At 62.9% G+C, this 17780-nt stretch carries 9 protein-coding genes and 1 pseudogene; 8 read left to right on the forward strand and 2 right to left on the reverse strand.

Features of this window, described 5'->3' with window-relative positions; translation table 11 throughout:
• The first annotated feature begins 2 nt into the window (after positions 1 to 2).
• Genes HH213_RS12635 through HH213_RS12645 form a run of 3 tightly spaced genes read left to right on the forward strand, consistent with a single transcriptional unit; the run spans position 3 to position 3505 of the window.
• Positions 3 to 902 (forward strand): FAD:protein FMN transferase, encoded by a 900-nt coding sequence (locus HH213_RS12635; protein ID WP_169112469.1) that lies wholly within the window; start codon positions 3 to 5, stop codon positions 900 to 902.
• A complete protein-coding gene (dsbD, locus tag HH213_RS12640; RefSeq protein ID WP_169112470.1) occupies positions 899 to 2731 on the forward strand; it encodes a protein-disulfide reductase DsbD in 1833 nt (610 codons plus the stop codon). Before HH213_RS12635 ends, dsbD begins: the two co-directional genes overlap by 4 nt.
• A gap of 21 nt (positions 2732 to 2752) precedes the next feature.
• Positions 2753 to 3505, forward strand: coding sequence for an RNA-binding protein (locus HH213_RS12645; RefSeq protein ID WP_229263413.1), 753 nt, complete (start codon positions 2753 to 2755; stop codon positions 3503 to 3505).
• Here the strand turns inward: HH213_RS12645 and HH213_RS12650 are convergent, their stop codons facing one another.
• Positions 3506 to 4027 (reverse strand): Lrp/AsnC family transcriptional regulator, encoded by a 522-nt coding sequence (locus HH213_RS12650; protein ID WP_110846297.1) that lies wholly within the window; start codon positions 4025 to 4027, stop codon positions 3506 to 3508.
• Between the two features lie 126 nt (positions 4028 to 4153).
• Between HH213_RS12650 and hppD the strand changes: the two are divergent.
• From hppD to HH213_RS12675, 5 genes and pseudogenes are all read left to right on the forward strand, one after another.
• Positions 4154 to 5274, forward strand: a pseudogene (hppD, locus tag HH213_RS12655) (4-hydroxyphenylpyruvate dioxygenase).
• A 128-nt stretch (positions 5275 to 5402) separates the two neighbouring features.
• Complete coding sequence (locus tag HH213_RS12660; protein ID WP_169112471.1) at positions 5403 to 8978, forward strand: indolepyruvate ferredoxin oxidoreductase family protein; 3576 nt, start codon at positions 5403 to 5405, stop codon at positions 8976 to 8978.
• Positions 8979 to 9156: 178 nt separating this feature from the next.
• A complete protein-coding gene (locus HH213_RS12665) occupies positions 9157 to 11547 on the forward strand; it encodes an FtsX-like permease family protein (protein WP_169112472.1) in 2391 nt (796 codons plus the stop codon).
• 35 nt (positions 11548 to 11582) lie between these two features.
• On the forward strand, positions 11583 to 13667 hold the full coding sequence (locus HH213_RS12670; RefSeq protein WP_169112473.1) for a prolyl oligopeptidase family serine peptidase: 2085 nt from the start codon (positions 11583 to 11585) through the stop codon (positions 13665 to 13667).
• A 117-nt stretch (positions 13668 to 13784) separates the two neighbouring features.
• Positions 13785 to 16487 (forward strand): TonB-dependent receptor plug domain-containing protein, encoded by a 2703-nt coding sequence (locus HH213_RS12675; protein WP_169112474.1) that lies wholly within the window; start codon positions 13785 to 13787, stop codon positions 16485 to 16487.
• Here the strand turns inward: HH213_RS12675 and HH213_RS12680 are convergent.
• Positions 16484 to 17683 (reverse strand): MFS transporter, encoded by a 1200-nt coding sequence (locus HH213_RS12680; protein ID WP_229263414.1) that lies wholly within the window; start codon positions 17681 to 17683, stop codon positions 16484 to 16486. The genes HH213_RS12675 and HH213_RS12680 overlap by 4 nt on opposite strands.
• Positions 17684 to 17780 lie beyond the last annotated feature (97 nt).

Raw genomic sequence — 17780 nt, forward strand, 5'->3', positions numbered from 1 at the left:
ACATGGTCGACGCGATCCACCGCATTCTGTTCGACGCCATGGGCAGCCGCTGCGAGATCCGTCTGGCGGCGGAAGATGGCGACAGCGCCGAGCGGCTGATGCATCAGGCGGTCGATGAAGTGCGGCGCATCGAGCATAAATATTCGCGCTACCGGCCGGACAGCATTGTCTCGCGCATCAATGCGGAAGCCGGCCGTAAGGCGGTGGCGGTGGATCACGAGACGGCCGAGTTGTTCAGCTACGCCGCTGCGCTGTTCAGCGCTAGTGGCGGGCTATTCGACATCACTTCCGGCGTGCTGCGCAAGGCATGGGATTTTCGCCAGCCGCGCGTGCCGTCGGCGGCGGTGCTGGAACCTTTGCTGGCGCTGGTCGGGTGGCATCAGGTGGAGTGCGGCGTGCTCGAAGTCTACCTGCGGCTGGCCGGCATGGAGATCGATTTCGGCGGATTCGGCAAGGAGTATGCGGCCGACCGCGCGGCGACCTTGCTGATGCAAGCCGGCGTGCGGCATGGCTACGTGAACCTGGGTGGCGATATGCGTTTTATCGGGCCGCGCATGGATGGCAGGCCTTGGTCCATCGGCATCCAGGACCCGCGCGAGGCGGAGGGCGTGCTGGCCACAATCAACGTCAGCGAAGGTGCGCTGGCGACCAGCGGCGATTACGAGCGGTTTTTTGAACTGGATGGGCAGCGCTATTGCCACATTCTCGATCCGCGCGATGGCATGCCGGTGCGGTACTGGCGCTCGGTCAGCGTATTGGCGCCGGTGGCGGTGGCGGCGGGCAGCTGTTCCACCATCGCCATGCTGAAGCAGCGCGATGGTCTGGATTTTCTCAATGCGTCCGACATGGCCTATCTGGCAGTCGATGACGAAGGGCAGATGTTGTATAGGGATCTGATATGAATAAGTGGATGAAGGCCTTCATGGCATTGGTGTTGGTGCTGTTCAGCGCCTGGTCGCGCGCTGGGGATTTTCTGGAGCCTGAACAGGCGTTCCAGTTGCAGGGGGAGTTGGTCGATGCGCATACGGTGCGGCTGACGTGGGTGATCGCGCCCGAGTATCACCTGTATCGCGACCGCTTGAGCTTTGACGGCGGCGTGGGCGTGCCAGTGCTGCCGGCTGGCTTGCGCAAGTTCGATACCAATTTCAATAAGGAGATGGAGACTTACCAGAACAAGCTGGTGGTCGATCTGCCGGTGACGGGTAGTGCGCCATTTACGCTGCAAGTCGGCTATCAGGGCTGCGCGGATGCGGGCTTGTGCTACTCGCCGGCGTCGCAGAGCTTTCATGTAGATCCGGCTGCGCCGGGCAAGCTGAAGACGGTTGCTGACGCGGCAGTGTCGCCGCCGGCCGCCGCGCAGACCATCGCGCAGACCACCGCAACCACGGCCGCCGCCGCCAACGTCACGCCGCCAGCCGCGCCGCACGAGGACGACAGCTCGCTGGCCCAGCGTACGCTGCAAAGCGGCAGCGTATGGCGCATCGGCCTGGCCTTCCTGGCCTTCGGCCTGCTGCTGTCGTTCACGCCGTGCGTGCTGCCGATGGTGCCGATCCTGTCGTCGATCATCGTCGGCGAAGGCGCGGTCTCGCGCGGCCGGGGATTTACACTGGCGCTGGCGTATTCGCTCGGCATGGCGCTCATCTACACCTCGCTCGGCGTGGCGGCCGGCCTGGCTGGCGAAGGCCTGGCCGGCGCGCTGCAAAAGCCATGGGTGCTACTGACTTTTGGCGCGCTGCTGGTGCTGCTCGCGCTGTCGATGTTCGACGTCTACCAGTTACAACTGCCGAGCAGCCTGCAAAGCCGCCTGAATGAAAAGAGCAACGGCATGAGCGGCGGCCGTTTCGCTGGCGTATTCGTGATGGGCGCCTTGTCGGCACTGATCGTCGGCCCATGCGTGGCCGGTCCCCTGGCCGGTGCGCTGCTCTACATCAGTCAGACGCGCAACGTCTGGACCGGTGGCTGGGCGCTGTTCTCGATGGCGGCCGGCATGAGCGTGCCGCTGCTGCTGACCGGCGTTTCGGCCGGCAGTCTGCTGCCGCGCGCCGGCGCATGGATGAACGGCGTGAAGAAAGTCTTCGGCCTGCTGCTGATCGCGGTCGCCATCTGGATGGTGTCGCCGGTGTTCAGCGTGACCGTCAACATGGCCATGTGGGGCTTGTACTCCTTGCTGTGCGCCGTATTCTTGCACGTATTCGAACCATTGCAAAAAGGCGCCGAACTGCGCGCCTACGTCGGCAAGACATTGGGCCTGGCCTTTCTGCTGGTTGGCCTGTTTGAGCTGACCGGCGCCGCCAGCGCCGGCCGTGATGTGCTGCAACCACTCGGTCACCTGAGCATCGCCCGCGCCGACAAACCGGCGGCGGGCGAGGGTGGCGAGGTGCACTTCAGCCGCATCAAGACCAGCGCCGAACTGGATCAGGTGCTGGCCGGCAGCAGCACGCCGGTGATGCTGGACTTCTACGCCGACTGGTGCGTGTCCTGCAAGGAGATGGAGCGCTTCACCTTCTCCAGGCCGGAGGTGATGGGCAAGCTGAAACAGGTGAAGCTGATCCAGGTCGACGTCACCGCCAACAACGCCGACGACAAGGCGCTGATGAAGCGCTTCGGTCTGTTCGGCCCACCGGGCATCATCCTGTTCAAGGGTGGCAAGGAAGTGCCGGACAGCCGCGTGATCGGCTTCCTGGCCGCCGAGCAGTTCGTCCAGCACCTGGCGCGGCATATCGATTCCTGAATCGCAGGTAGAATACGCGGCATGAAACCGCTCGTATTCCTCACCTTGTGCGCCGTGATGGCGCCACTCTATGCGCAGGACGATGCTGTCCTGCCGTACCGCCCATCGGTGTCCACGCCGGCGCAGTTGCCGACGCCCGGCCAGCTGGAATTTGAAACCGGCTTCCTGAGCGCCAAGTCCAGCGACAGCCGGCGTGACAGCCTGCCGTACACTTTCAAGCTGGCGTTCAACGAACAATGGGGCGTGCTGATTGAGGGAGAGTCCTTCGTCTCGTCGCGGGAAGACAGCAGCCCGCGCCAGCGCGGCTTCGGCGACACCACGTTTGTACTAAAGCGCGCCTTCATCATCGATGATGCCACCGCATTCGGCCTGGAGCTGGGGGCCAAGGCGCCGACAGCGAAGGACACCATCGGCAGCGGCAAGAGCGACTACAGTATCAACGGCATCTTCAGCCGTGACATGGGCCCTGTCCACATGGACGTCAACCTGAACGCCACGCGCCTCGGCGCCTATGACGCCGGCACCGGCCGCACGCAGGTCGGCTGGGCCAGCGCCTTCTCCACGCCGATCTCCGACAAATGGCAGGCCATCGGCGAGCTGTCCGGCACCCATCGCGAAAACACGCTGAACACCGCGCAGCTGCTGGTGGCCGCATCGTACAGCCCAAGCAAGCGGCTGGTGTTCGACTTTGGCGTGGCGCGCGGACTGACGTCCGCCTCGCAGGACTGGTCGCTGTTCGGCGGCGTGACGCTGCCGCTGGCTAAACTCTGGTGATTAAACCAGCGGCAGCGCGGTAGTGTCCTTGATGCGCTGAAGCGCGAAGGACGACTTCACATCCAGCACCGCCGGGTGGCGCAGCAGCGTCGCCATCATGAAGCGCGAGAAGTGGTCCATGTCTTCCACGTGCACGCGCAGCAGGTAGTCCATTTCGCCCGTCATCGCATAGCAGGCCACCACTTCCGGCCACTGCGCCACGGATTCGGCAAAGTCGGCGCGCGGCGATGGCGGCGCGTTGGCGGCACCCAGCGCGCGCGCGTTGCTGTGGGCCGCCGCTTCGCTGTGCTTCTCCAGCCGCACGTTCACATAGGCCAGCAGGCCCAGGCCGATCTTGTCCGGGTCCAGCAGCGCCACGTACTGGCGAATCACGCCGGCTTCCTCCAGGCGCTTGATGCGGCGCAGGCAGGGCGAGGGCGACAGCGCCACCAGCTCGGCCACGTCCTGGTTCGACAGCCGGCCGTCCGATTGCAATATAGAAAGAATCTTGCGATCGGTTTTGTCTAGCGCGATTTTGGTCATAAATACCTCATAAATTACAAATTAAGGCAATATTATTGCTCAAACCGGGCCGGCGTGGGAACTGTTTGCAATTTACTGCTTCCGAAGCGGATCTATACTGTGCGCTATTCGAATAAGGAGACACGCATGCAATTCCAGCCATGGGACAACCCAATGGGCACCGACGGTTTTGAATTCGTCGAATACGCCGCCCCGATCCCAAAGCCCTCGGCGCGCTGTTCGAGAGCATGGGCTTTACCGCCATCGCCCGCCACCGCCACAAGGACGTCACCCTGTACCGGCAGGGAGAGATCAACTTCATCATCAACGCCGAGAAGGACTCGTTTGCGCAGCGCTTCGCGCGCCATCATGGTCCATCAGTGTGCGCCATCGGCATCCGCGTGCAGGATGCGGCGTTTGCCTACAAGTCCATGCTGGAAAAGGGCGCTTGGGGCTTCGATAACAAGACCGGCCCGATGGAACTGAACATCCCGGCCATCAAGGGCGTGGGCGATTCGCTGATCTATCTGGTGGACCGCTGGCGCGGCAAGAACGCCGATGCTCAGCAAGGCGCGATCGGTGACATCAGCATCTACGATGTGGACTTCGTCGCCATTCCTGGCGCGCAAGCCAATCCGGTCGGCCATGGCCTGACCTATATCGACCACCTGACCAACAACGTCCACCGCGGCCGCATGAAGGAATGGGCGGACTTCTACGAGAAGATGTTCAACTTCCGTGAAGTGCGCTACTTCGACATCGAGGGCAAGCTGACCGGCCTGAAGTCGAAAGCCATGACTTCCCCATGCGGCAAGGTGCGGATTCCGATCAATGAATCGTCGGACGACAAATCGCAGATCGCCGAGTACCTGGACGAGTACCATGGCGAAGGCATCCAGCACATCGCGCTGGGCACCGACGATATCTACTCGTCGATCGAAGGCATGAAGAAGACCGGCATCGCCTTCCAGGACACCATCGAGACGTATTATGAGCTGGTGAACCGCCGGCTGCCGAACCACGGCGAGCGCCTGGAAGACCTGCGCCGCCTGCGCATCCTGATCGATGGCCAGAGCAACGAGACCGAGCGCGAACTGCTGCTGCAAATCTTCACGCAGAACGTGATCGGCCCGATCTTCTACGAGATCATCCAGCGCAAGGGCGATCAGGGCTTCGGCGAGGGAAACTTCCGCGCGCTGTTCGAGTCGATCGAGCTGGATCAGATCAAGCGCGGCGTACTGCAGGACCCAAGCAAGGCCACTGCATAAAGAGTAGAGTAGTAAGGATAGCGTAGTAAAACAGCCGGTAGCAAAGCACATAGACAGAGCACCGGCGCGAACGCGGCAGAGCCTACCCGGCACTGCCGCGCAGATTCGAGAATATTGGAGACAAGACAATGAATGCACCTCACAAGGGTTTGCAGTTGGATCCGGCCGACATTACGCTGGACGATAAATGGACCCTGGAACGCGGCCGCGCCTTCATGACCGGCACGCAAGCGCTGATACGCCTGCCGATGATGCAGCGTGAGCGCGACCTCAAGGCAGGCCTTAATACTGCAGGCTACATCACCGGCTATCGCGGATCGCCGGTCACCAGCGTCGACATGACGGCGGTGAAAGCCAAAAAATACCTCGACGCGCACCACGTCAAATTCCATCCCGGGATGAACGAAGACCTGGCGGCGACCGCCGTCTGGGGCACGCAGCAAACCAATCTTTTCAAGGACGCCAAATACGACGGCGTCTTCTCCATGTGGTACGGCAAAGGCCCCGGCGTGGACCGCTGCGGCGATGTCTTCAAGCACGCCAACAACGCCGGCTCGGCCAAGCATGGCGGCGTGCTGGTACTGGCCGGCGATGACCACGCGGCCAAGTCGTCTTCCACCGCGCACCAGTCGGACCACATCCTCAACGCCTGCGGCATTCCGGTGCTGTACCCTGCCTCGGTGCAGGAGTACATCGACTACGGCCTGCACGCATGGGCAATGAGCCGCTACACCGGCCTGTGGGTGTCGATGAAGTGCGTGACCGACATCATCGAATCCGGCGCTGTGGTGGACTTCGATCCGGACCGCGTGCAGATCCAGCTGCCGACCGACTTCGACCTGCCGGAAGGCGGTTTGAATATCCGCTGGCCGGACACCGTGCTGGATATGGAAGTGCGCATGAACAGCTACAAGTGGTACGCCGCGCTGGCGTACTGCCGCGCCAATAAGCTGAACAAGATCATCTGGGATTCGCCGAAGCCGAAGATTGGCATCATCACCGCCGGCAAATCCTACCTGGACACGCGCCAGGCGCTGGCCGACCTGGGCATCGATGAACAAGCAGCCGCCGACATCGGCATCCGCCTGTACAAGATCGGCATGACCTGGCCGCTGGAAGCGGACGGCGTGCACGAATTCGCCAAGGGCCTGGACGAGATCCTGGTAGTGGAAGAGAAGCGTCAGATCCTCGAATACGCGCTGAAGGAAGAGCTGTACAACCTGCCGGACGGCGAACGTCCGCGCGTGGTCGGCAAGTTCGACGACACCGGCGAATGGAGCAACAAGGGCAAGACCGGCCACGGCGACTGGCTGCTGCCGGCGACCTATGAACTGAATCCGGCGCAGATCGCGCGTGCCATCGCGTCGCGCATCGCCCACTACTGCGCCGGCCATCCTGTGGCCAAGCGCGTGCAGGAACGCGTGGCCTACCTGGAAGCGAAAGAGCTGGCGCTGAAAACGCTGCCGACCAAGTCCAATCCGCAGACTGACCGCACGCCGTACTTCTGCTCCGGTTGCCCGCACAACTCCTCGACCAAGGTGCCGGAAGGTTCGCGCGCGCTGGCCGGCATCGGCTGTCACTACATGGTGTTGTGGATGGACCGCGAGACCTCGACCTTTACCCACATGGGTGCGGAGGGTGTAACGTGGGTCGGGCAGGCGCCGTTCACCAACGAGAAGCACGTATTCACCAACCTGGGTGATGGCACTTACTTCCACTCGGGGATATTGGCGATCCGCGCGGCAGTGGCGGCCAAGGTCAATATCACCTACAAGATTTTGTTCAACGATGCAGTGGCGATGACCGGCGGCCAGCAGTTCGACGGTCCGCTCGATCCGGGCATGATCTCGCGCCAGATCGCGGCGGAAGGCGTGACGCCGATTATCGTCGTCACCGACGAACCAGAAAAATACCCGGCCGATTACAAATGGGCGGAAGGCGTCACCGTGCGCCATCGCAGCGAATTGATGGACGTGCAGCGCGAACTGCGCGACAAGCCGGGCGTGTCGGCCATGATTTACGACCAGACCTGCGCGTCCGAGAAGCGCCGCCGCCGGAAGCGTAACGAATATCCGGATCCAGCCAAGCGCGCCGTCATCAACGAGGCGGTGTGCGAAGGCTGCGGCGACTGCTCAGTGCAGTCCAACTGCCTGTCGGTGGAGCCGCTGGAGACGGACCTGGGCCGCAAGCGCCAGATCAATCAATCGTCGTGCAACAAGGACTTCTCCTGCACCACCGGTTTCTGCCCGAGCTTTGTGACGGTGGAAGGCGGTGCGCTGAAGAAGCCGAAGAAGGCCGCAGTGGGCGAAGGCCCGGCCGTGGTGCTGCCTATGCCGGTGTTGCCGTCGACCGAGACGCCGTTCGGCATCCTGATCACCGGTATCGGCGGTACCGGTGTGGTGACCGTCGGCCAGATCCTGGCCATGGCGGCGCACGTCGAAAACAAAGGTGCGATTGTGCTGGATATGAGCGGCCTGGCGCAAAAGGGCGGTCCGGTGATGTCGCACGTACGCCTGGCGGATCATCAGAGCGACCTGCATTCGACCCGCGTTGGCACGGGCAGCGCCGATCTGGTGATCGGCTGCGACCTGATCGTCACCGCGTCGCGCGACGCCTTGTCGCGCATGGGCGAAGGCCGCACGCATGCGATGATCAACTCGACCGGTTCCTCAACCGCCGCTTTCGTCAAGAATCCGGACTGGCAGTTCCCTGATGCCGGCTCGCGTGGCGAAATCATCCGCGCCTGCGGCAACGACAACGTCGATTTCGTCGATGCCGGCCAGATCGCCACCGCGCTGATGGGCGACTCCATCGCCACCAATATGTTCATGCTCGGCTACGCCTTCCAGAAAGGCTTTGTGCCGCTGAGCGAAGCGTCGCTGATCAAGGCGATTGAACTGAACGGCGTATCGGTCGCTTTCAACAAAGCCGCCTTTAACTGGGGCCGCACCGCCGCGCATGACCTGGCGTCGGTGACCAAGCTGACCGCACCGGCCAAGGTGATCGAGTTCAAACGCATCCAGACGCTGGACGACATCATCGCCAAGCGTGTGGAACTGCTGACCGCGTATCAGGATGCGAATTATGCTAAACAGTATAAATCGTTTGTCGATCAGGTTCGCGCGGAAGAGGCAAAGCTGGGCAAGAGCACCCGCCTGGCCGAAGCCGTCGCCCGCTACTACTATAAGCTGATGGCCTACAAGGACGAATACGAAGTCGCCCGCCTGTACACCGACGGCGCCTTCCAGCAGAAAATCGCCGGCATGTTCGAGGGCGACATCAAGCTGAAATTCCACCTGGCGCCGCCGCTGATGGCCAAGCATGACGCGCAGGGCCACTTGATCAAGAAAGAATTCGGCCCATGGATGATGAAGGCGTTCGGCGTGCTGGCCAAGTTTAAAGGCCTGCGCGGCACGGCGTTGGATATTTTCGGCTATACGGCAGAACGCAAAATGGAGCGCGCGCTGATCGGCGAGTACCGCGACACGGTGGCCGGCCTGCTGCCCAAGTTGACGGCCGAGAACCTGACGCAAGCCGTCGCCATCGCCAGCATCCCGGAAGACATCCGCGGTTACGGCCACGTGAAGGAGCGCCACCTGGCGGCGGCCAAGCAGAAGGAGGCCGCGCTACTGGCCAGCTTCGGCAAGCCGGTAACGGTGGAGCTGCATCGCGTGGGCGGTATGACGGAAACACACGCTGCCTGATTCTCCGGACAGCAATTGGCGGCCCTGCGGGCCGCTTTTTTTTATCTGTTCATTTCTGAACAGTGCTAGTGTTCGAATACGGCCGTTGTGTCGTCCAAGCGCGGCCAGGCCGCAGTTTCGGGTCATGGCATGGCTTTTGCAGTAAAGCCGGCATGCACTCAAAAATAATCGAAACACCATGATTTTGCGCGATTTCAGGATTGGCTGGCGCCTGCTGCTGCAACACCCTGCATATTCGCTTGTCGTCACCGGCGGGCTGGCGATCGGCTTTGCCGCCTGTTTTTTATTGTTCGGCTATGTGGCGTTCTGCCTCAACTACAACAGCACCATCCCGGATAACGATCGTCTGGTGCTGGTCAAGCAGCGCATCAATATCTTCCCGCGCCCCGAGTGGGAGGCGATTGCCTTCCTGCCACTGCGCGATGTGGCGCTGGCCAGCGGGATGGTCGCGCAGGCTAGCATCGCCAAGCAGATCGATGTGCCGCTGCGTGTTGGCAGCGAACTGCGGGCGGTCAACCTGCAAATAGTCGATGCTGCGTTCCAGTCCATGTTCGCGGTAGCCGCGCTGGAAGGCGACCTGTCGGCCGCGCTGACGCAGGTCGACGGCCTCGCCTTGACCGTCAGCGGTGCGCGCAAGCTGTTCGGCGGCGACACTGTGCTGGGTCGAACGGTCGATGTGGGTGGCGCCGTGTTGCAGGTGCGGGCGCTGTTGCCCGATCCGCCGGCCAACAGCACCCAGCTGTATGAAGCGCTGGCGGGGACCAACAGCAGCGCATGGCGTGAGCGCGAGACGGCCATGACCAACTGGACCCGGGCCGGCCTGTATCTGAAGCTCAAGCCCGGCGCGTCGAGTGTGGCGCTCACCGCGCTGCTCCAGCAGGCCAGCGACCGCTCGCCATTGACGCAGCAGATGCGCTCCGTCGCCGCCGGCATGCTCAATGGCGGCAAGGTATCCGACATCGGACTGCTGCCGCTGCGTGATGCGTATTTTGACGCAGATCTGGCTGCAGGCCACACCGCAGAACATTATGGTCAACGCAGCAGCGTGTATAGCCTGGCGGCCGGCGGCTTGCTGATTCTGCTGCTGGCGACGATCAACTATGTCAACCTGGCGACGGTGCGCACGCTGCGGCGCCAGCGCGAAATCGGCATCAGCAAGCTGCTGGGGGCCGGCGCGTGGCGGCTGGCGCGGCAATTCCTCAGCGAGGCGGTACTGACCACGGTGCTGGCGGCCGGCGCCGGGTTGATACTGGCATGGCTGCTGCTGCCGGTGTTTTCGGACCTGGTCAACCGCCCGCTGGACGGCATCTTCACCTGGCGTGCCTGCGCGGTCGCGCTGGCGTTCGCCGTCTGCACCGATGTGTGCGCCGGCGCCTATCCAGCATGGCTGGCGCATCACGCGCTGCCCGGTCCCGCGCTGGCGGGACGCGGCAATACCGAAATCATCGCCGGCCTGTGGATCCGGCGCGTGCTGACGATTGCGCAATTTTCCAGTGCGATGGCCTTGAGCGCGATGGCGCTGGCGGTGAGCTGGCAAACGTATTTCGCCAGCCACGCTTCGCCGGGCTTCGATCCGGCGTATCTGCTGGTGCTGCCGTTGCCGTCCTATGCGCGGGATACGCCGCTCAATGCCGGCTTTGTGGAACAGCTGCGGCGTCTGCCGGGGATTGAAGGCGTGGCCGCTATTTCGGAAGCGGTGGGGCGCGAGGGCGCCAGGAGCACCAACCGCCTGCGCGGCAAGGACGGCCACGACGTCTCGATGGAGGCCAAATACGTCAGCCCCGAATGGTTCGAGGTGCACCGGCTGCACGCAGTGTATGGCGAGACTTTCGATGCCCGGCGCGACGCTGTCGACAATCTGCAGTCCGGCCGGGTGATGGTCAACGCCGCCGGCGCGCTGGCGCTGGGCTATGCGACGCCGCAGGAGGCGGTCGGCAAACTGGTGACGACGGATTACCGCATCATCGGCATCGCGCCGGAGATCCGCTTCCAGGGCGTGCGCGCGCCGTCGCGCGCCGTGGTGTACCTGGTGCGGCCGGAACCGGTGCTGAGCATTCGCACCGGCGACAGCCTGCAAGCTTCCTATGACAATATCGCGCCGCTGTGGCGCCGCCACTTCCCGAACGACATCATGGAGATCAAGACGCAGCAAGCGGTGCTGGCCGAACGCTACGCCGATGATGCGCGCCTGATGCGCATCCTTGCCGCCGCCAGCGCGATCGCGATCGCCCTGGCGGGCTTCGGCATCTACGTGCTGTCGGCCTACAGTGTGCAGCGGCGCCGGCGCGAGATCGTGCTGCGCAAGCTGCATGGCGCGGGGCGTATCGACATCGCGTTGCTGATGGTGCGCGAATTTTCCATGCCTGTCGCCGCCGGCGCCTTAATCGGACTGCCGCTGGCCTGGCTGGCGATCCAGCGCTACCTGGCCGGCTACGCGGAGCGGGCGCCGATGGGCGTGTGGCCGCTGGCCGCCGCTGTGGCACTGGCGCTGTTGCTGGCATTGCTGGCCACTGCCCGCCACACGCTGGCCGCGCTGCGCATGTCGCCGTCGCTGGCGTTACACGATTGATTTTTTTTCTGACTGTCCAATCCGGAGTACATCACATGCATCTGTATCAAAAAATCGCCAGCGCCGCGCTGATCGGCCTGGCGTTGCTGGGACACGCGCGCGCGCAGGAGACCGACCCTTATTTGTGGCTGGAAGAAGTTCACGGCGCCAAGCCAATGGAGTGGGTGGCCGCGCACAACGCAGCCTCGTTGAGCGAGTTGCAGGCGCGGCCCGAATACAAGGAAATCCAGCAAAGCGTGCAAACCATGTTGAACTCCAGCGCGCGCCTGCCCGACGTCACCATGCACGGTGGCTTCCTCTACAACTTCTGGGTGGACGCCAGCCATCAGCGCGGCGTGTGGCGGCGGGCGACAATGGCGCAGTACCGTCGCGCCGCGCCGGCATGGGAAACCGTACTCGATCTCGATCAGTTGGCCGCCACCGAAAATGAAAAATGGGTGTGGCACGACGTCGTCTGCCTGGCGCCGAAGGCGGAACGCTGCCTGGTGTTGCTGTCGCGCGGCGGCGGTGATGCCCACGTGGTGCGCGAATTCGACATGGCCACGCGCCGCTTCGTCGACGATGGTTTCACGCTGCCCGAGGCCAAGACCGACGTGGCGTGGATAGACCGCGATACGCTGCTGGTCGCTACCGACTTCGGCCCCGGCTCGACCACCACATCCGGGTACGCGCGCGTCGTCAAGGAATGGAAGCGCGGCACGCCGCTGAGCGCCGCGCGCACGCTGTATGAAGGAAAAACGGACGACATGCGCGTGTCGGCCGAGAAGAAATTCACGCCAGGTCACGCGTATCAATTCGTCACGCGCACGGTCAACTTCTACAGCAGCGAGTTATTCCTGCGCGAGGGCGGCAAGCTGACCAAGGTAGCCGTGCCGGCCGACGCCCAGACCTATACGCTGGACGGTCAACTGATTATCCAGCTTAATTCCGATTGGGATGTGAATGGCGTCCATTATCCGGAAGGCGTGCTGCTGGCCACGGACCTGCGCCGCTTCATGCGTGGCGAACGACATTTCGCAGTGCTGTTCACGCCCACGCCGGCCAGTTCGCTGGACGGCGTCACCGTCACGCGCGGCGCGCTGCTGTTGAACGTGCTGGATAACGTCCGCAACCGGCTGGTGGAGGCGCGTCTGCTCAACGGCCAATGGCGTCAGCGCAAAGTTGACGCGCCGGCGTTCGGCCAGTTGAGCGCGACCGCGCTCGATGCGCTGGCGTCCGACGATTACATCCTGAAGGTGACCGACTTCCTGCATCCAACTACCACTTACCTGGCGCGCGTCGGTAGCGATCAACGCACCATGCTCAAGTCGATGCCGGCGTTTTTCGACGGCGAGCCTTATACCGTTCAGCAGTTCCACGCCGTGTCGAAAGATGGCACGCGGGTGCCGTACTTCGTGGTGATGGACAAGCGCGCGCCGATGGACGGCAGCAATCCCACGCTGCTGAACGCCTACGGCGGCTTCCAGCTGCCGATGAAGCCTTACTATCTAGGCCCGATGGGCGATACGTGGCTCAAGCATGGCGGCGTGTATGTGCTGGCGAATATCCGTGGCGGCGGCGAATTCGGTCCGGCGTGGCATCAGGCGGCGGTCAAGCAAAACCGCCAGCGCGCGTTCGACGATTTCCTGGCCGTGGCGGAGGATCTGATCGCCCGCAAGATCACCAGTCCGCGCCATCTGGGCATCTCCGGCCGCAGCAACGGTGGCCTGCTGGTGGGCGCCGCGCTGACCCAGCGTCCGGACCTGTTCAACGCCGTGGTCTGCGGCGCGCCGCTGCTGGACATGAGACGCTTCAGCAAGCTGCTGGCCGGCGCCTCGTGGATCGCCGAGTACGGCGACCCGGACGATCCGGAACAGTGGGCCTACATTGGCAAATACTCGCCGTACCAGAATGTGCGGGAGGACCAGCACTACCCGCGCGTTCTGTTCATCACCTCGACCAGCGACGATCGCGTCCACCCGGGGCACGCGCGCAAGATGGCCGCCAGGATGCAGCAGCAGGGGCACGACGTGCTGTACTGGGAGAACACCGAGGGCGGCCACGCCGCTGCTGCGTCCATCGCGCAGGAGGTGCAACTGTGGGCGGTGACCTACAGCTTCCTGCTGGAGCAGCTTAAATAATCAACAACATGAAACAACTTTATTCAGATTATCGTATAAGCATGTAAGAAAACATTCGTTCAGTAATAGTTTTGGTTTTGCTAAGGTGTCGACCTTTTCAGTCCTGAAATATTTACAATGCAAACAAAATGTAACTTGAAGCCGCTGGCGGCTGGCGTTATCGCGCTGGTTGCCGGCGTTGCGGGCCATACCGTGGCGCAGGCGCAGACGCAGGAACCGGCGGCGACCACGCCACCAGCAGTGGTCATCACCGGTTCGCGCATTCCGCGTGCCGGTACCGAGGGGCCGTCGGCCGTCACCGTGATCACCGCCGCCGACATCGAGAAGCAAGGCTACCGCAATGTCTTCGACGCGCTGAGCAACCAGACGCAGAACAGCGGCTTTACCCAAGGCGCCGATTACGGCAATACGTTCACGCCTTCGGCCAACGCCATCAGCCTGCGCGGCCTCGGTCCGAACCACACGCTGGTGCTGCTGAACGGCCGCCGCATGGCCGACTTCCCAACCGCCTATGACGGCACGGTGAACTTTACCAACCTGGCGAACATTCCGTCGGGCGTGGTGGACCGCATCGAAATCCTGAGCGGCGGCGCTTCCGCTGTCTATGGCTCAGATGCGATTGCCGGCGTGGTCAACATCATCCTGAAAAAACAGTTTGAAGGCCTGGACGTGAATGTGAAAGCCGGCGGCACATCGCGCGGTGGCGCCGGCGACAAGCGCCTGCAACTCACCGGCGGCAAGAGCTTCGATAAACTGAATACGGTGTTCAGCGTGGAGCTGACGGAACGCGATCCGCTGTGGAGCGCCGACCGCGATTTCATGGCCGCCAAGACCGGCGTGGCGCCGACTTCTGTCCTGTCGCGCAAGAATATAAGCACCGGCAAGTATGTCGATCTGGGCGATACCTGCTCGTCGCTCGGCGATCTGTTTGGCGGCAGCACCGCCAGTTACGCCAGCAAGACCGGCAGCTATTGCGCCAGCCCGAAAGTCGGCCCGACCTACTGGACCACGCAGACCAAGAACAGCAGCCAGAATGTCTTCGGCAGCGCCAATTACGCGCTGTCGCCGACCACCACGCTGTATGCGGAAGCGCTGTTCGGCCAGAACCGCAGCACGCAGAATACGCGCGGCCCGTCGTGGACTTCGCGTTCGCTGACCGACAGCTATTTCTGGAATCAGAACACCAACGCCTACGAGGCTTGGAGCCGCTACATTTCGCCGGAAGAGATGGGCGGCGTGCAACGCTACAACCGTACCTGGGATGACCAGGCCAGTTCCCTGTCGTTCGGCATCAAGGGCGATATTCCGGGCACCACGTGGAATTATGAAGCGGGTTATACGGCATCGCTGTACAAGAGCCAGGACCATCGTCCGCGCGCGCTGGCGAATATCGACAGCTTCTTCCTCGGCCCGCAGTTGGGCGTGAATGCGGACGGCGTGGCGATCTACGCGCCCGATCCGGCGCGCCTGACCAAGCGTCTGACGCCGGCGGAATTCGACAGCATCAACGGCACCTCGAACAGCGATGACAAGTCGTGGACCAATACCGTGAGCCTGACCGCCAACGGTGAGCTATTCAACCTGCCGGCCGGTCCGGTCAAGGTGGCGACGGTGGCGGAATTCGGCAAGCAGGGTTTTTCCAATGTGCCGGATGCCCGCATCAATCAAGGCTATTTCAACGTCGCCACCGGTTCCGACGTTACCGCCGGCACCCGCAAGCGCTATGCGTTGGGCGGCGAAGCCAGCATCCCGGTGATCAAGACGGTGGACGCCACGCTGGCCGGCCGCTATGACCGTTACAGCTTCGCAGGCCGAAATGACGGCAAGTTCACCTACGCCGGCGGTATCGAATGGCGTCCGGTCCAGCAGCTGCTGGTACGCGGTAACTACGCCACCAGTTTCCGCGCGCCGGATATGAATTACATCTACAAGGCGCGTGGCACGGGCTATTACTCGTCCACCACCGACTACTACCGTTGCGCCAAGAGCGGCCAGGCGATCGCCGACTGCGAGTTCGCCAACGTCTCGCCGGGCGCCGACTATGTGCAGAGCGGCAGCAAGGATCTGCGTTCGGAGAAGGGCCGTTCGACTGGCCTGGGGATTGTGTGGTCGCCGAGCGCGGACTTCGATGTCTCGGTCGACTACTGGAATATCAAGATCAGCGATCTGGTTACCAATCTGAGCGACGATACGCTGCTGCGTGACGAAGCGGCTTGCCGCATCGCTGGCGACCTGACCTCGCCGACGTGCGCCGATGCGATTTCGCGCGTGATCCGCTTCCCGGACAATGCGCTGAACCGTCCGGGTGAGATCAAGCAGATCCTGGTCAATCCGATCAATGCCGCGTCGACCAGCGTGGATGGCATCGACGTCGCCGGCAAGTACGTGTTCCGTACCAAGGACCACGGCAGCTTCCTCACCAAGGTGAACTACTCGAAGACGCTCAACAAGCATTCGCGCCAGTTCGCCGGCGATCCGCTGAAGGACGATCTAGCAGACCTGACCAACTACGACTGGCGCGACAAGCTCAATGCCAGCGTCACCTGGAATGCCGGCAAATGGTCGAACACCCTGTTCTTCCAGCGCTACGGCAAAGTGCCCAACGCCGCCGGCGACGCCTTCCTGACGCCGACCATGCTGGTCAACGCCAGCGTGGTGTACCGCCTGAATGAACGCGCCACCTTGTCGGTGGCGGTGAATAACTTGTTCAACCAGGTCAAGGCCGATAACAGCGCGGGCTGGCCTTACTACCCGGTCGGTAATTACAGCCCGGTCGGCCGTCAAGGCTGGGTCGAGCTGAATTACCACTTCGGCGGCTAAGCGGCCTTTTGCTGGCTGGTGTGGCCGATATACTCGGTCACCCAGTACAGCAGCGCCGCGCCGTTGAAGGCTGCACCGGTCAGCAGCGCGGCAGTCCAGCCGTGGGTGGCGAACATCCAGCCACCCAGCGCCGAACCGGCGGCGCCACCGGCGAAGAACAGCGCGAAGTAGACGCCATTCAAACGGCTGCGCACTTCCGCACCCAGCGAGAAGATGGCGCGTTGGCCCAGCACCAGGTTGGCCGCCACGCCCATATCCAGCACGATCGATGCGATCACCAGCACTGCCAGTGCGACGTTGCGCGAACCTGGCACCACCAGCGGCAGCACAAATCCAATCACACCCAGTGCCAGCGCGGCGGCGGTAGCCATCAGCGTGTGGCCTTGGTCGGCCAGCTTGCCGGCGATCGGCGAGGCGACTGCGCCAGCCATGCCCACCAGTGCAAAGATGGCGATACCGGTCTGCGACAGGTGGAACTGTGGGCCCGACAGCATCAGCGGGGTCACGGTCCAGAACAGGCTGAACGAACCAAACAGGCCGGCGTGGTACGCAGCGCGGCGACGCAGTACCGGCGTTTGCAGGAACAGGTGCCACAGCGACGACATCAGCTTTGGATAGGTGATGTGGTGTTGTGGCGTGCGCACCGGCAGTTTGGCGCGCAGCACGAAGGCGACGATCAGCACCATGACGGCAGCGCCGCCGAACACCACGTGCCAGCTGGTGGCGTCGGCGATCAGGCTGGCCGCAGGACGCGACAGCATGATCCCCAGCAGCAGGCCGCTGACCACTTTGCCGACGGTGACGCCGCGTGTGGATTCCTTCGACAGGTGGGCGGCAAACGGTACGATGATCTGCGCCGCCACCGAACCGAGGCCGATGCCCAGCGCCGCCGTCAGGAACATCCACGCGCTGCTGCTGATCGCGGCCAGCACCAGCATGGCCGAGGTGAACAGCAGGCCGGTGAAGATCAGGCGGCGATTTTCCAGCAGATCGCCCAGCGGCACGATGAACAGCAGGCCGATACAGTAGCCGATCTGCGTCAGCGTGACGATCAGGCCGGCCGCTTCCGGCGACAGGCCGGTCGAGGCGCTGATCGGGCCGACCAGGGTTTGGGCGTAATACAGGCTGGCCACGATCAGGCCAGTGGCGGTCGCCAGCAGGGTGACCATGCCGGGACTGATATCTTTGTTATCCATAATGTTGCTCCAGTGAGAGTGCGATGAACCCATTCTAGGCAAAAGCTGAGCAAAGATAATTAGGGCATAATGCACCTATACTTTTCACATAATGTGA

It is taken from the genome of Duganella dendranthematis (assembly GCF_012849375.1).
Taxonomy (GTDB): domain Bacteria; phylum Pseudomonadota; class Gammaproteobacteria; order Burkholderiales; family Burkholderiaceae_D; genus Rugamonas; species Rugamonas dendranthematis.

Bases quoted from the DNA above. Each gene is read 5' to 3' on its own strand.
- HH213_RS12635 (WP_169112469.1), top strand. From the start codon at position 3: ATGGTCGACGCGATCCACCGCATTCTGTTCGACGCCATGGGCAGCCGC.
- dsbD (WP_169112470.1), top strand. From the start codon at position 899: ATGAATAAGTGGATGAAGGCCTTCATGGCATTGGTGTTGGTGCTGTTC.
- HH213_RS12645 (WP_229263413.1), top strand. From the start codon at position 2,753: ATGAAACCGCTCGTATTCCTCACCTTGTGCGCCGTGATGGCGCCACTC.
- HH213_RS12650 (WP_110846297.1), bottom strand. From the start codon at position 4,027: ATGACCAAAATCGCGCTAGACAAAACCGATCGCAAGATTCTTTCTATA.
- HH213_RS12660 (WP_169112471.1), top strand. From the start codon at position 5,403: ATGAATGCACCTCACAAGGGTTTGCAGTTGGATCCGGCCGACATTACG.
- HH213_RS12665 (WP_169112472.1), top strand. From the start codon at position 9,157: ATGATTTTGCGCGATTTCAGGATTGGCTGGCGCCTGCTGCTGCAACAC.
- HH213_RS12670 (WP_169112473.1), top strand. From the start codon at position 11,583: ATGCATCTGTATCAAAAAATCGCCAGCGCCGCGCTGATCGGCCTGGCG.
- HH213_RS12675 (WP_169112474.1), top strand. From the start codon at position 13,785: ATGCAAACAAAATGTAACTTGAAGCCGCTGGCGGCTGGCGTTATCGCG.
- HH213_RS12680 (WP_229263414.1), bottom strand. From the start codon at position 17,683: ATGGATAACAAAGATATCAGTCCCGGCATGGTCACCCTGCTGGCGACC.